This is a genomic window from Gracilimonas sp. B-17 (genome assembly GCF_056857935.1).
Genome location: NZ_JBSXOA010000011.1, coordinates 398,389 through 413,642, shown reverse-complemented (window position 1 = coordinate 413,642; position 15,254 = coordinate 398,389). Strand labels below are relative to the sequence as shown.

Here is a 15,254-nt window from a genome sequence, read left to right as displayed (position 1 = left end):
TCACAATGCCTGACCGAAATAATCTCTTAAAACGGTTCGAACTCAAAGAGTTTCCACAACCTGACCTTGTTAGGTTAAAGCATCCCATATTTTTATGCCACGGATATGGAGCCATCGGTTCAGTTATTAAAAAAGGGCCACTGCACGATCCCTGTATGCAAATTCGTGGACATGGTGTTGCTGCTATTGCGCCGAATATTGTACCCTATGCAAGAATTGAAACAAGAGCCGAAAACTGGGTACGATTGATCAATGAATTTTGCAATGATTTCAATTGTGATAAGGTAAATGTGGTCTCTCACAGCATGGGAGGATTGGATATGCGTTATGCTCTTTCGAATCTCGGTATAGCTGATAAAGTGGCGAGTCTAACCACCATAGCAACTCCTCATCATGGCTCTCCCTTAGCTGATCTTATTCTTAAAACGCCTGAACTGGTTACCGAAAAACTAAGCGTGATGTTCGATTGGTTTGGAGATAACATCTACCCAAAAATTAAGAGTGATGCCTTAGGGTCTCTTGAGCAGCTCACAGCGGATTACACTAAGCAGGTCTTTAATCCTGAGAATCCGGATGTGGAAGACGTTTCCTATTATTCCTACAGTGCAGCCGTTGGAAAAGGCACCAAAAATTCTGTTAATCCGGTACTCAAATTTCAGAATAACCAGATCTTTGACAGGGAAGGGGTAAATGACACGTTTGTATCTGTTGAAAGCGCAAAATGGGCCAAACATATAGAAACAATACCCTTATCTCACATATCTCAGATGCATTTGCAGATGAATAAGGAAAGTCAGAAAATTTATGAATTGTTTTGGTTGAACCTGCTGAAACACCTGGCAAGTAACGAACATTGACTATTCGTTCAGGCTCCTTTCATCAACATTTTCAAGCAAACGATAAGCTGTAAGATCATAATGGATCGGAGTGACTGATGCCAAACCTTTGTTCAAAACATGAATATCGGAATCATTTCCCTCGTCAAGTAATTCAAACTTACCGGTCAGCCAGTAGTAAGCACGGTCAAAAGGGTCTACCCTGCTTTCATATTCTTCAACATAACGGCTATCTGCCTGACGAGTCCATTTTATGTCCGTAAATTCACCGGCCGGAGCATTTACATTGAGTGTTATTCCACGGGGTAATCCATTTTTAAGAACAAAACTGATCACTCTCCTTGCTGCTTCCTGGCAACCTCTTAAATTGGCATCCTCACTGAAATCTGTACAGCTTACAGCAATGGATGGATAACCAAGTATGGTCCCTTCCGTTGCAGCACTCACGGTACCCGAATACATAATGTTAATGCCGGCATTACTTCCATGGTTGATCCCGCTTACCACCAGATCAGGTTTTCTATCCAAAAGCTGCCCGTGAGCTAATTTCACACAATCAGCCGGGGTACCGTTTACAGCCTCACCATCAAACTTTCCGGCAACGGTAAATTTGCTTGACCTCAGGGGAACCTGAATCGTAATGGAATGCCCAACCGCACTTTGTTCTTTATCAGGTGCAACGATGTAAACATCTCCAAATTCAGCAGCTACCTCTGCTAAGGCCTTGATACCCGGTGAAAAGATTCCATCGTCGTTACTAACTAAAATAAATGGTCTACTGGAGTCGCTCATCCGCCGTATTGCTCGTCTTTGTTTGGAAAATCTTTACTCTTAACATCTTTGATATAATTCTGAACAGCCTCGGTCATAACTGAATTCAGATCTGCATATCTCCTCAAAAATCGTGGATTGAACTCTTTATTCAATCCCAGCATATCGTGGATCACTAATACCTGTCCATCGCATGAAGGGCCTGCACCAATACCAATAGTTGGAATGGATAATTCAGCAGATACTTTTGCTGCCAGGTCTGCAGGAATCTTTTCAAGAACCAGCGAAAAGCACCCTGCTTCCTCCAGCAATTTGGCATCACGGATCAGATCATCAGCTTCTTCAGTTTCTGTAGCCCGTACTTTATAGGTACCAAATTTATAAATGCTTTGGGGAGTCAACCCTAAATGGCCCATCACAGGAATTCCTGCGTCCACAATTCTTTTAACGGTATCAACAATGTACTCTCCTCCCTCAAGCTTGACGGCATGGGCACCGGCCTCTTTCATCATGCGTCCCGCACTAATAAGAGCCTCTTTAGTGGTTACCTGATAACTCATAAATGGAAGATCTGCGATCACTAAAGCCCGATCGACTCCACGCACCACACAAGAAGTATGATAGATCATATGATCCAGTGTCATCGGTACCGTAGTTTCGTGACCGGCCATCACATTACTGGCTGAGTCACCAACCAATATGATCTCAATGCCGGCCTGATCAATGATCTGGGCCATGGTAAAATCATAAGCCGTCAGCATGGAGACCTTCTCCCCTTTGGCCTTCATATCCACGACGGTCTGGGTGGTAATTTTAGCTGGCTTATCAGAAGATTTCTGGGTACTCATACATTCTCCCGCTGAACCAATGCCGCAGAAGCCTCAAGTTCGCAAGCTACCTTTCCATCAACGGTGGCTTTGCCTGTCATGGTTACAAAATTCCGTTTTTTGCTCCCAAGTTCGACTTCAAGCATCAGCTGGTCACCGGGAACAACTTGTTTCCGGAATTTACATTTGTTGATGCCTGTAAAAACCATGAGTGTATTCTCAGGATCCTCTGACTGCGACATAAGCATTATGGCCCCGGCCTGAGCTAAAGCTTCAACCTGCAACACTCCCGGCATAATGGGTTGCCCAGGAAAATGACCATTAAAAAATTCCTCATTCGCAGTAACGTTTTTATAAGCTTTGATGCTCTCAGCGTCTACCTCTAACACACGGTCTACCAATAAAAAAGGATACCGATGTGGCAGTATTTTTTTGATCTGTTCTATATTCATTAAACTATCTTTTTTTATTCGGGAAAGAATATACTATTTCTTGACCACTCCTACATAAACGTATGCAATTCCGGCGGTTAACTTTACAGCTCTCCGGCTTTCGTAAGAATCGGATTCATCCATCAAAGACAGAAATTTGTCCCCGGCCGGGAATTTTGCACTGGTTCGTGGTAAGTACGTGTAAGCCTCTCTGTTTCCACTTAACCATCCGCCAATTGCCGGCATGATATGCTGACTGTATAATTCATAAGGAAACTTCATCAACCCCCTTGGCTGACCAAATTCAAGTACCACAACCCTTCCACCCGGTTTTACGACTCGAGCCATTTCTTTCAGTGCTGTGACCGGTTCATCCACATTCCTTATGCCGAAAGCGATGCTTGCGATATCAAATTTATTATCATCATAGGGAAGATTCATGGCATCAGCCACTTCAAAATCGATGACCAATCCGGCTTTTTCAGCTTTATCAGGAGCCGGTTCGATCATAGGAGCACAAAAATCGGTTCCTAATACATACCCGGAATCACCCACTGTTTTTTTGAATTCAATAGCCAGGTCACCGGTTCCGGTGGCGCAATCCAATACATGATCACCTTCATGGGCACCACTTTCAAGAACGGCTTTTTTTCTCCATGCATGATGCACTCCAAACGAGAGAACACTATTTATCCGATCATAATCATCGGCTATGTCTGCAAACATGGATCTTACTTTTTCACTCATACTTTTTTAATTCATTTAGCTTTCTAAAATCAAAAAACAAGAAGCTGATTAAAATGGTTCTTACAGCCTGAAAAGATAAGCAAATAATGACAGTTCAATTAGTAAAGATTGATGAAGATTTAAACCAGTTCAACCAGGTGATCGGTCATATTCAGTCTAACCGCTTCAAAAGTGCCCGCTTCCCAATACAAATGATTGATCGCCCCATTTTGATGCTCGATCTTATGCATGTTTTTCAACCCATATCCCAGCCATTCGGATAACAAAATTCGAGTCAATCTTCCGTGGATCATGAATACAATATTCTCATTTTCAGTTGCCTCAAGCACATCTATGATCTTTGCATTTGCCCGGTTAAAGGCTTCCTGTGGCGATTCCCCATTACGGGGTGCAAAATGCACATTCCCGGACTTCCATTGTTCATGAACTTCCAGCACATCTCCCTTGATCTCTTTGAATGATTGCCCCTCCAATATCCCAAAATTGATCTCATCCAGTTCTGAATATTTCTCAACTTCCAGCTTCCTTTCACTTGCCAAAGGTTCTAAAGTTTCATGGGTTCTCCTCAAACCACTGGCAACAATTCTATGAATATCATATGGTTGAAGGGCCTGCTTGATTGCTTCAGCTTGTCTCCTCCCAACCTTATTTATGGAAGCATCAATACTTCTCCCTTGAATAATTCCTGCCTTGTTATTGTCTGTTTCTCCGTGACGGATAAAAAATAACTGCCTCATAAATATTGATAAGTTCTGTAAATACTTATTTTTTCTTTTTTGTTTTATGATAGTTGGCAACTCGGATCAGTTCTTTCTCCATTTCTTGGACTTTTCCAGTCAGGTTCCCCGTCTTCATTCCATACCTGATTAGCAACATATTTAACACCCGATCTTGCTTTGAAATAGATGATTCTGTTCCAAACTTACTCCTGATAAAGTTTAAAAGCATCCTTAATAAACCAACCTTGTAAAGGAAAAATAGTCCCAATCCGTACCAAATAGCACTGAAATCAATAGAAATTCCTAAATCTGAAATAAAATCATTGAAGGTCATACCAATCAAAAAGATGGCGGATACTGTATAAACAAAACCATCGTTATTAAGAACCTTTGCTACCGGAGTGGTGGCAACATTAACAAACACACTCGTATTGAAGTACCAGGCAAAATAAAAGAGCAACGAGATCCCCATTGCAATAAGCGGATTCACCGTTGCGTATACCAAAATAAAATAGAGCATAAGAGCCAACCCATCTGAACTCTTCACCCAGGCATCTGCTTCTCTGATTATCTTTTCCAATGTAAATTCTTTCAGCAAACCGGGTACGTACCTTTCGATACCATCTCTTGTAATATGATACCAACTACCCTCAGAAGTTGTGATGCCATTGGGTAGTTCAAGCATCTGCCACTCATTTCGTCCTCTTTTAAAATTTTCCATGTACTGAATATACCCTTAATAAGACACTCTTTCATGCCTGGGCAATGGTTACAACAGCAATTTTTTTACAATTTGAGGCTTTAAGTACAGAAGCTAATTCAAAAGAAGTAGATCCTGTGGTAAATACATCATCTACAATGATGATATTTTTCTCATTTATGGTATCCTGAGTTGTAACCCTAAACGCATTCTCAATGTTCTTTCTTCGTTTTTCAAGAGAAAAACCCGTTTGGGTCATAGTATTCTTGACTCGCAGAACAGCATGCTTAGGCAATATCTTCACTTTGGTTACATCTGAAATACCCTTTGCAATATAATAAGCCTGATTATATCCCCGTACTCTCCTCTTTTTGGAATGCAGTGGAACCGGTAGCAGATAATATTCTTCTTTACTAAAGTCCTTGAACAATGGATTTCGCTCCATGCTTTTTGCGATCTGTCTCCCTATATCCACACCGACTCCCGTAATTCGGTGATATTTTAACTGATGAAGCAGTTCCTGCAGATATCCTCCTTTATCAAAGGTCCAAAGTGCATGTTGAAATTGTATCCCCTCAGGCAGAAGAACTCCTTCGGATGTTGACGAACCATTGGGAGTCGTTTCTTCAAATTTTGAACCCAGACATTCCACACAGATCACATTTTCATAGGCTGATAAACTATGTCCGCAAACCACACAAACTTTTGGAAATAATATTTCCAGCAACCCATCCTTGAACCGTTTTAGACCCATATCTATCCCCGTTATATTTAAAGCAAAAGTTTGCTTTTCCTAACACAATATATTACTTAGCTTCTCTCAGATATTGTTTAGACTCAAATTGGATTCTATGTCTCTTGGAAAAGATCTTGCCTTTATACGCAAAAAACAGAACCTCTCTTTAGAGGATATACAAAATGAAATAAAAATTCCGCTTTTAACGCTGAAAAGTATTGAAGATGGATCCATATTCACCGATTCCGGTGAAACAAAAACGTATATCCGAAGTTTTGTTAGAAGTTATGCCAAAGTTCTTGGCATTCCGGATACTGAGATAGTACAGGCTCTGAATGAAATGGAAGCCGGAACTTACTCAGGTAGCCTTCTGGCTGATACTAAAAGGCCGGATGAAATAAATCAAAGGATCGAAAATATTGATCCTGAAGGTTCTGAACCGATTGAGGAAGAAACAAAATCAGACCCCAAACCAATACCAACACCGACACCCACCCCAAAAGAGCCTAAAACATCTCCTCAAACTGATGTCCATTCTGTAAATTGGGCAGATATGGGGAAAAAATTCACTTCCGTCAGACAACATTCAAATCTTTGGGTGATCATCTCATTTCTTGTTGTTTTAGTGATCGCCATACTGGCAACTATATTCTATTGGGACAGTCTTTCAGCAGTATTCAGTAGTGATGAGGTAGAGAAGCCACAAGTTGAATCAGTTCAACCTTCTACAACAGAAGATGATTCGCAAATACCCACGGCAGGAAATATTCCTTCTGCGACTCAAAGCCCGGATACGATCAACCAAATACCGGATCCGGTTAACAACACCCCGATAATACTGGGAGATACACTTACAGTAACGGTGTATGCTGCTTTTGACAAACTGGAACCTGTTAGAGTCACAAGTGATTTTAACTGGAAAACAAATCCATTTTGGATGGAACAGGGTGATGCTTTTAATTTTGAATTTCGTGACAGTTTATTAGTGGATGGCCAATACAGTCGCATGCTATTACTGTTTAATGGCCACATCATTGAAAATCCACGCCAGTCTTATTTTGATGAGACCTTTAATGCAATTTTGATCACAAGATCTATATTAGATCAGCCGGAATTTCTTGAACCCGCCCCCGCTGTATTTCCATTAGAGGTCGGGGCTCCGGATAGTACCGAATATGTTATAAGATTTTAGTATCCCATTATTCATGAATAAGAGTGAAGCTAAGGAGCGAGTAAAAGAATTACGCGAACTTTTAAACAAGGCAAATCAAGCTTACTATCAGGAGGCTCTCCCCTTCATTAGTGATAAAGAGTTTGATGATAAACTCAAAGAACTTCAGAAACTTGAAAATGAGTTTGGCCTGCATGACCCGGAATCCCCTTCCAAACGTGTTGGTGGAGATGTTTCCTCAAACTTCGAAACAGTCCAGCATCCGGTTCCTCTCCTGAGTCTTGATAACACCTATAATGAAGATGAACTAAATGATTTTGATGGGCGTGTAAAAAAGATCCTGGGCCATGATGATTATGACTATATGGTCGAATTAAAATTTGATGGGGCTTCCATTCGGCTGAGATATGAGAATAGAAAGTTTGTACTTGGTGCTACCCGTGGGGATGGGCAACAGGGGGATGATATCACCAACAATTTGAAAACCATCCAGGATATTCCTCTAGAATTACCCGAAAATGTGCCTGATGTTGTTGAAGTGCGTGGTGAAGCTTATATGGAAAGAGAGGCTTTTGCCCGGTTGAACGAACGCAGGGAAGAAGAAGGCCTTAATGTGTTTGCCAATCCACGAAACTCCACGGCCGGCTCCCTGAAAATGCAGGATCCGAAAGCGGTGGCGCAGCGTCCTATCCGTTTCTTTGCATTCGACATGCTGTTGGATGGTGAAGACGATTCACTGACTCAATATCGTAAGGCGGAAATGTTACAGGAATTTGGTTTTCCTGTATCACAACACTATCGCATATGTTCGAAAATTGATGAGGTACACTCTATTATTTCAGAGTGGGATGAACTTCGTCACAAACTGCCTTATGAAACGGATGGCGTGGTCATCAAAGTAAATCAAAGCCATTTGCGTGATCAGTTGGGAAGTACTTCTAAATTCCCACGATGGGCTATCGCTTATAAATTTGAAGCTGAACAAGCCACCACTACCGTAAATGATATCACTCTTCAGGTAGGCCGGTTGGGAACTATCACACCGGTTGCCGAACTTGAAGCGGTTGAACTGGCGGGCACCACAGTTAAACGCGCCTCATTACATAATGAAGACGAAATCAGGCGCAAAGACATACGGATCAACGATACCGTAGTAGTGGAAAAAGCAGGTGAGATCATCCCTCAGCTCATAAGTGTGGTCAATCCTGACCGGGAAGATCGTGATCCCCCCTTCAAGTTTCCGGATCATTGTCCGGCCTGTGGATCTGAACTGATCAAATATGAGGATGAGGTTGCCTGGCGATGTGTTAATCCTACCTGTCCCCCACAGGTTCGAATTAGAATCGAACATTTTGCCTCCCGTGATGCCATGGATATTGAGGGGCTGGGTGAATCTGTGGTTGATCAACTGGTCTCAGCCGGGCTCATACAAACCTATGCTGACCTTTATGAACTGCAAAAAGAACGGATCATTAAACTTGAACGAATGGCTGAAAAAAGTGCTCAGAATTTGATCGATGCCATTGAAAAGAGTAAGGAACAGCCTTTTGAAAGAGTTATATACGCTTTAGGGATCCGCTTTGTGGGCAAAACAGTCGCAAAAGATCTAGCCAAAGCTTTTAAAACAATGGACCGGCTTCAGACACTTTCAAAAGAAGAACTCGAAGCTGTCGACTCAATTGGCCCCAGAATTGCTGGATCAGTGGTTTCATTTTTTCAAAATGATAAGAACCAGCAGATCATAAATAAACTCAGAGAATACGGACTCCAGTTTCAACAGAAAGAAGAAACCCTTGTTTCAAATATCTTTGAAGGAATGAAATTTGTACTGACCGGTTCACTCCCAACATTTACACGTAAAGAAGCAGCTGACCTGATCGAAAAACATGGGGGAAAAACAGCCTCTTCAGTCAGTGGGAATACTGATTTTGTTCTGGCAGGTGAGTCGGCTGGAAGTAAGTTAGACAAAGCAAATAAATTGGGTATTACTGTAATTGATGAAGCGCGATTTAGGGAAATGATCGGAGAATAATCCATCTCCATAAGCTTTTTGGTATTGAGCTCTTACTCTTCATCAATTTTCCCTATCTTCGAAAAAATCACCCTAGTCTACTCCAAATGGATATTAAACCCCTTGATACAGAACAGATAGGATTAAAGACCCTTGAAAAGCATTTGATCCGTTCTAAAAGTAAGGTTTCACTTAAGATCGGCTTACCAAAAGAGATCTCTTACGATGAACGCAGGGTATCACTCACTCCGGGTGGGGTTTCTGTTTTAAGAGCTAACGGTCACGAGATTTTTATTGAAACAGGAGCAGGTGATGCTGCAAATTTTTCAGATCAGGAATACGCAGATGCCGGAGCTGAAATTGCGTATAGCTGTGAGGAAGTTTTCAAAAAGTCTGAGCTTATCCTGAAGATCGCTCCCCTTATAGAGGATGAGTTCGAGTACCTTCAGCCCGATCAATCAATTATATCAGCACTGCATATTGGCAGTCAAACAAAGAAATACCTGGAAACCTTTGCCAAGAAATCCATCACGGGAATTGGTTATGAATATATTCGCGGTGAAGATAAAGAGTTTCCTATTGTTCGAATGATGCATGAGATAACCGGGTCGATGGCCGTTCAGATCGCTTCTCACTATCTGGAGAGTATGAGTGGCGGGCAGGGGATCATGCTGGGAGGAATATCGGGGGTGCCTCCTGCTACAGTTGTTATTCTCGGAGCTGGTATTACAGGTGAGTATGCCGCACGTACAGCATTGGGATATGGAGCCCAGGTATTCGTGATGGATACCGACCTGACTGCTTTACGACGTCTTGAAAATGCCCTGGATCGAAGAATTATTACAGCCGTTGCAAATCATCAATATTTGAATTCAGCTCTCAAGTTTGCAGATGTGATCATTGGGGCTGCTATGGCTGAGGGAGAGCGCTCCCCTTGTTGGGTTACTGAAGAAATGATCGCTTCAATGAAACCGGGAAGTGTTGTTGTAGATACCGTTATCGATCAGGGTGGCTGCGTTGCCACTAGCCGGCAAACATCGCATTCCAACCCAGTATATTCTCAACATGAAGTGATTCATCATTGTGTCCCAAATATTCCTGCTAACGTACCCAGAACGGCAACATATGCCCTCAACAATGTATTGGTACCATATATTTTGTCCATCGGTGACGCAGGTGGTATTAAAGAGTGTCTTTGGGAAAATGTGGCCCTGAGAAACGGTACTTATTCTTACAAAAACAATATCACCAAGAAATCCTTGGCCAAAATGTTTGATATGCCCTACCGGGAAATTGAAATGCTTATTGCTTCACAAATCTAATGTAAAGTGACTTGTTGCTGTTATGTCTGAGCTGAATGAGTCCAATTATAAACGTATTGCGATCATTAACTGGATCCTGACCGTACCTATGATCGTACTTTTTGCCTGGCCATATTATCTGTGCGCAGGCTTACTTGGGATGGACATTATTTTGAGATATGCAGGTGCATTTCTCTTTTCAATCCCGTTTATGCTCACCATACTGCATGGCCATGTTACAATGGCGCTGGGTGCAGTTCATCGGCACCACTATTACAAATGGATGATAGATGATAAACCCTTAACTTTTGGGTTGCTCTTTCACCCCGTCTTTGTCAAAACACGTTTCAGGCTCATAGTTCTTCTCATAAGTTTACTGTTATTACCCATAGCCTATCTTCCGGGAATCTAGTTAAAATTGAATGTTTTTAAGGCCGTTTCAATTTAGACTTCAAAAAGAAACAAATCGTAAAGGTTGAAATCGAAAGGGCAACAAATAGTTAAAAACTGGTTCACCTCCAATGGTTGGGAAGTTTTTCCATTTCAGCAAAAGGTGTGGAACGATTTTCTTGAAGGTAAAAGTGGCTTATTGAATGCTCCAACCGGCAGTGGAAAGACTTTCGCCCTTTGGATGCCAAACCTAATCAAGTGGATCGATGAACACCCTGACGACTATCAGTCAAGATCGAATAATGGCCTTAAAGTACTCTGGATCACTCCCCTTAGAGCACTAGCCAAAGATATTCAAATAGCCCTGCAACGATCTGTGGATGAGATGGATATCCCATGGGAGGTCGGCAGAAGAACCGGGGATGTCTCTCAATCGGTAAAACAGAAGCAGAACCAAAAGATGCCGGAAGTGTTGATCACCACACCGGAAAGCATACACATACTCTTAGCTCAAAAGAAATATGAGCGTCACTTCAAACTTCTTGACGCTGTGATCGTAGATGAATGGCACGAACTTATAGGGTCAAAGCGCGGTATTCAAACCGAACTGGGACTGTCCCGTCTTCGCAGTATGCGACCGGAACTTTCAGTTTGGGGCATCTCTGCAACTATTGGTAATCTAAAGGAGGCTAGAGATGTTTTACTGGGGCCATTACAAAGTTCTGACTCAGTTATGATCAAAGCAAATGTTCAAAAGAACATTCAGGCTGAATCTATCCTGCCAGACGAAATGGAGAATTTTCCATGGCATGGACACCTTGGGCTTAAATTACTGCCCAAGATCTTACCCATCATTGACCGATCACGATCAACTCTTATTTTTACAAACACACGTGCCCAATCAGAAATATGGTTCCAGAACTTATTGGAAGCGCGTCCGGACCTAGCCGGAACCATAGCTATTCATCATGGCTCACTGGACAGAAAAGTTAGAAATTGGGTAGAAACCTCACTGCATGAAGGCATTTTGAAAGCTGTGGTCTGTACATCTAGTCTGGACCTTGGTGTAGACTTCAGTCCGGTTGAAACAGTTATTCAGATCGGCAGTCCCAAAGGTGTGGCTCGATTTATGCAGCGTGCCGGCCGGAGTGGCCACCAACCCGGCTCAACAAGCAGGATCTATTTTGTACCAACACATGCTCTTGAGCTGGTAGAGGCTGCTGCATTAAGGTCAGCTATCAATTCAGAAGAAATGGAAAGTAGAGCCCCTATCATCAAACCCTATGATGTACTTATACAATATTTGGTAACATTAGCTGTATCTGATGGCTTCTACCCTGATAAGGCCTATAATGAAATTAAAAAGACATTTGCGTATCAAACCCTTTCCTACAAGGAATGGGAAGCTATTCTTCAGTTTATTACAGTAGGTGGAAAATCACTGAGTCAATATAATGAGTACTCAAAAGTGGATATCGAAGAGGATGGTTTATATAAGGTTAATGATCGTAAAGTTGCACGCCGCCATCGAATGAGTATTGGAACCATTGCCAGTGATGCCATGCTTAGGGTTAAATATATGAGTGGAAAATCCCTGGGAGCAGTCGAAGAATGGTTCATAGCACAGCTGAATAGCGGTGATACATTTTGGTTCGCAGGGCGGAATTTAGAACTGATCAAGATCAGGGACATGACAGTATATGTAAAACGGGCAAAAGGGAAATCATCCAAAGTACCGGCCTATTTAGGTGGAAGAATGTCACTTTCCTCAAACATGACCAAAATCTTACGGAAGAAAATGCATCAGGCAGTTTCTGGTGACCACTCAGATATTGAACTCAAAACCCTTCATCCTTTATTTGATATCCAGAGTAAATGGTCAATATTACCCGATGAAGATCAGTTATTGATCGAAAAATCAACTTCACGTGAAGGTTGCCATGTATTCTTTTTTCCCTTTGAAGGACGGTATGTGCACGAGGGAATGTCAGCCCTGATAGCTCATCGAATCTCAACTACTATACCCATTACTTTTTCTATAGCTATGAATGACTACGGGTTTGAATTACTTTCGGATCAGGACATCCCTATTGAAGATGCTATTAAAAACGACCTTTTTTCCTCTGATAACCTGATTGAAGATATTATGGCTAGTATCAACAGTGCAGAATTGGCAAAGCGCAGGTTTCGTGAGATCTGTCAAATATCCGGGTTGGTATTCCAGGGGTTCCCCGGACAAACTAAAACAAATAAACACCTGCAAATGTCGAGTAGCCTATTTTTCGATGTATTTATGGAATATGAACCGGACCATATATTACTTCAACAGGCTTTTGATGAAGTGTTGACTCATCAACTTGATGAAATACGACTTCGTAAAGCCCTTAAAAAGATATCAGGCCAAAATATTGTATTAAAACAAACAGAACGGTTCACACCGTACGCCTTTCCAATAATGGTAGACAGGCTCAGGGAGAAGCTTAGTTCTGAAAAACTGATCGATAGGATCCAAAAAATGCAACAACAATTAGAAAAACACACTTGATGAAACTGAAAGGTAGCCTAGAGATTTCTGTAATGAATCAAGACCTGATACTTTTAACAGAAAAAGCATTGTATTGGAAAGACTCGGATATATTGATCGTTTCAGATATGCATTTGGGAAAGTCAGGTCATTTCAGAAAGCATGGTATTGCAGTTCCCGAGTCAATTAATACCTCTAATCTTCAAAATTTGGATAAATTGATCCAACAACTTGAACCTGTTAAGATCATTTTTCTTGGCGACCTCTTTCACAGTCAGTATAATGCTGAATTTGAAAGTTTTAAAAATTGGCGAAAGATTCATTCTGATATCGAGATGATCCTGACTATTGGTAATCATGATATCATTTCACGACACGAATTTGAAAAAATTGGGCTGGAATGTGTAAATACCTATACAATATCCCCTTTTATATTCATGCACGATAAACAAGGAAAAACTAATACTGATTTTCTCCCGGTTTCAGGGCACATTCATCCCGCAGTCAAATTAAGAACCAGAGGGCGTCAAAACATATTTACTCCATGTTATTATGTCGGGAACTCAAATATACTTCTTCCTGCTTTTGGCACATTTACCGGGACTTATCTAATAGAACCCGGGCAGAATGATCTGGTTTTTGCTATTGTTGATGGTGAAGTAGTTGATGTTTCCTCGCTCATATAACAAGAATGTATTATGCGTTACATTAGAATTTCTGCTGGTTTAATGGTTTTATGCACTATCATTTTGGTATTATTTCCTGATCTGTTACACGCACAAAACAGTACTTTTGACGCTCAAAACTACGCACAAAAATCTTTTGACCTCCAAAAAAAGGGTATGATTGTACTGGGAAGTTGGGCAACTTTGAACCTTATTTCGGGTTCAACCGGTTACTTTTTGAGCGAGAATGACAGCAAATATTTTCACCAAATGAATGCAGGTTGGAATATTATCAACCTTGGTATCGCGGGTTTTGCACTCTATAATCTGAGCCAGTCTGATGCTACTCTAATGACCTATCCGGATATCATTACTGATTTACAATCTCTCGATAAGATCTTGTTGTTTAATGCCGGTCTTGATCTTGGGTACTTGGCAGCCGGGGCCTGGCTTTGGGAAAGGGGTTTAAGAAAAAAGTCCAGCAGATTGGAAGGATATGGCAAATCACTGTTATTGCAGGGAGGGTTCCTTTTAGCCTTTGACTTGATCCTATATCTCATGCATTCTCCACTCACAAATGAGCTCATCAAGGATCCGGAACGCTTTCAGATCACCTCTAACGGTTTCAGAATTTACTTTTGATCATTGGTTTGATTTGCGCTTAAAGCAGTGATGCAAGCGACTTAATATCCGATGTTTCTTGGTTCTGACATTTGCGTTTGAAATATCAAATTCCTCGACCGCATCGTCCGTACTTGCGTCAGGGCGGTCCATAAAGTACTCAATAAACTCCCTGGACTTCTTTCTAAGCTCACCAAGACACTCTTCTAATATTCTTTGCCTTTCTTTGTCCAGGAGGTTCTGAAACTGCTCCTCAGGTTCGTAGATCTCATTAAAGGACTCTTCATCATAATCAAATTTATGCTCTCTCTTTACATAACGAATATATTCGTGCCTGCACGATTTGATGAGGTAACTGAATATGTATTTATTGTTTTTGATATTATTTCTACGGATCTGCTCAAATACATCAAGAAAAGCTTGCTGAACACATTCTTTGGCAGCATTCTCTTCGGCACTCATAACCACTTGCAGATAGTCCTCCAGCCTTGGTATAACTTCAGATAGAAGTTCACCTGCCTTAGCTTCATTTCCCTTTTGAAGCGCTTCAACCAATTCTGAATAATCGACTCTTTGTTGTGCCAAATTTACCAACTAGTAATTTTAAAATTCTTACAACGTTTTCATTCACTTAATTATAACAGGATCCTAAGATCTTCTTCTGTTAAAATCTAAGAAAATGAATTCACCTCCAATAATAACTGATTTTTTTTGAATTATTAATCCATTTTAATCTTTTAGTGGCAGCTATAAATATTAAAAATTAGATTAAGCCTGTAACAACAGGTATGGTTATCACTCATG

Annotated in this window: 16 protein-coding genes; 8 read left to right on the top strand and 8 right to left on the bottom strand. The window is 41.3% G+C overall.

Annotated elements, in window-relative coordinates; all coding sequences use genetic code 11:
* The first annotated feature begins 5 nt into the window (after positions 1 to 5).
* On the top strand, positions 6 to 857 hold the full coding sequence (locus AC13FX_RS06655; protein ID WP_482879765.1) for an alpha/beta fold hydrolase: 852 nt from the start codon (positions 6 to 8) through the stop codon (positions 855 to 857).
* Here the strand turns inward: AC13FX_RS06655 and surE are convergent, their stop codons facing one another.
* The 7 genes from surE to AC13FX_RS06620 all read right to left on the bottom strand — a co-directional run bounded on the left by surE (position 858) and on the right by AC13FX_RS06620 (position 5,785).
* Positions 858 to 1,628, bottom strand: a complete 771-nt coding sequence (gene surE, locus AC13FX_RS06650) for a 5'/3'-nucleotidase SurE (protein WP_482879764.1) — start codon at positions 1,626 to 1,628, stop codon at positions 858 to 860.
* Positions 1,625 to 2,455, bottom strand: a complete 831-nt coding sequence (panB, locus tag AC13FX_RS06645; RefSeq protein WP_482879763.1) for a 3-methyl-2-oxobutanoate hydroxymethyltransferase — start codon at positions 2,453 to 2,455, stop codon at positions 1,625 to 1,627. The genes surE and panB overlap by 4 nt, the downstream gene beginning before the upstream one ends.
* A complete protein-coding gene (fabZ, locus tag AC13FX_RS06640) occupies positions 2,452 to 2,886 on the bottom strand; it encodes a 3-hydroxyacyl-ACP dehydratase FabZ (RefSeq protein ID WP_482879762.1) in 435 nt (144 codons plus the stop codon). Before fabZ ends, panB begins: the two co-directional genes overlap by 4 nt.
* A gap of 33 nt (positions 2,887 to 2,919) precedes the next feature.
* Positions 2,920 to 3,612, bottom strand: coding sequence for a bifunctional demethylmenaquinone methyltransferase/2-methoxy-6-polyprenyl-1,4-benzoquinol methylase UbiE (gene ubiE / locus AC13FX_RS06635; RefSeq protein ID WP_482879761.1), 693 nt, complete (start codon positions 3,610 to 3,612; stop codon positions 2,920 to 2,922).
* A 119-nt stretch (positions 3,613 to 3,731) separates the two neighbouring features.
* A complete protein-coding gene (locus tag AC13FX_RS06630) occupies positions 3,732 to 4,349 on the bottom strand; it encodes a histidine phosphatase family protein (protein WP_482879760.1) in 618 nt (205 codons plus the stop codon).
* 25 nt (positions 4,350 to 4,374) lie between these two features.
* Positions 4,375 to 5,052: a hypothetical protein gene (locus AC13FX_RS06625; RefSeq protein WP_482879759.1), complete on the bottom strand. Its 678-nt coding sequence runs from the start codon at positions 5,050 to 5,052 to the stop codon at positions 4,375 to 4,377.
* 31 nt (positions 5,053 to 5,083) lie between these two features.
* On the bottom strand, positions 5,084 to 5,785 hold the full coding sequence (locus tag AC13FX_RS06620; RefSeq protein ID WP_482879757.1) for a ComF family protein: 702 nt from the start codon (positions 5,783 to 5,785) through the stop codon (positions 5,084 to 5,086).
* 97 nt (positions 5,786 to 5,882) lie between these two features.
* Between AC13FX_RS06620 and AC13FX_RS06615 the strand changes: the two genes are divergently transcribed.
* From AC13FX_RS06615 to AC13FX_RS06585, 7 genes are all read left to right on the top strand, one after another.
* The gene (locus tag AC13FX_RS06615; RefSeq protein ID WP_482879756.1) at positions 5,883 to 6,959 is read left to right on the top strand and encodes a helix-turn-helix domain-containing protein; all 1,077 of its coding nucleotides are present in this window, start codon (positions 5,883 to 5,885) and stop codon (positions 6,957 to 6,959) included.
* Between the two features lie 13 nt (positions 6,960 to 6,972).
* Positions 6,973 to 8,970, top strand: coding sequence for an NAD-dependent DNA ligase LigA (ligA, locus tag AC13FX_RS06610; RefSeq protein WP_482879755.1), 1,998 nt, complete (start codon positions 6,973 to 6,975; stop codon positions 8,968 to 8,970).
* Positions 8,971 to 9,056: 86 nt separating this feature from the next.
* On the top strand, positions 9,057 to 10,271 hold the full coding sequence (locus AC13FX_RS06605; protein ID WP_482879754.1) for an alanine dehydrogenase: 1,215 nt from the start codon (positions 9,057 to 9,059) through the stop codon (positions 10,269 to 10,271).
* Between the two features lie 22 nt (positions 10,272 to 10,293).
* Entirely contained in the window at positions 10,294 to 10,662 is a 369-nt protein-coding gene (locus AC13FX_RS06600) for a hypothetical protein (protein WP_482879753.1), read from the top strand.
* A gap of 63 nt (positions 10,663 to 10,725) precedes the next feature.
* Positions 10,726 to 13,185 (top strand): ligase-associated DNA damage response DEXH box helicase, encoded by a 2,460-nt coding sequence (locus AC13FX_RS06595; RefSeq protein ID WP_482879752.1) that lies wholly within the window; start codon positions 10,726 to 10,728, stop codon positions 13,183 to 13,185.
* Positions 13,185 to 13,850, top strand: coding sequence for a ligase-associated DNA damage response endonuclease PdeM (gene pdeM / locus AC13FX_RS06590; protein ID WP_482879751.1), 666 nt, complete (start codon positions 13,185 to 13,187; stop codon positions 13,848 to 13,850). Before AC13FX_RS06595 ends, pdeM begins: the two co-directional genes overlap by 1 nt.
* Positions 13,851 to 13,862: 12 nt before the next feature.
* On the top strand, positions 13,863 to 14,471 hold the full coding sequence (locus tag AC13FX_RS06585; RefSeq protein ID WP_482879750.1) for a DUF6992 family protein: 609 nt from the start codon (positions 13,863 to 13,865) through the stop codon (positions 14,469 to 14,471).
* Here the strand turns inward: AC13FX_RS06585 and AC13FX_RS06580 are convergent, their stop codons facing one another.
* Positions 14,472 to 15,035, bottom strand: a complete 564-nt coding sequence (locus AC13FX_RS06580) for an RNA polymerase sigma factor (protein ID WP_482879749.1) — start codon at positions 15,033 to 15,035, stop codon at positions 14,472 to 14,474. It lies immediately after the preceding gene.
* Positions 15,036 to 15,254: the final 219 nt, after the last annotated feature.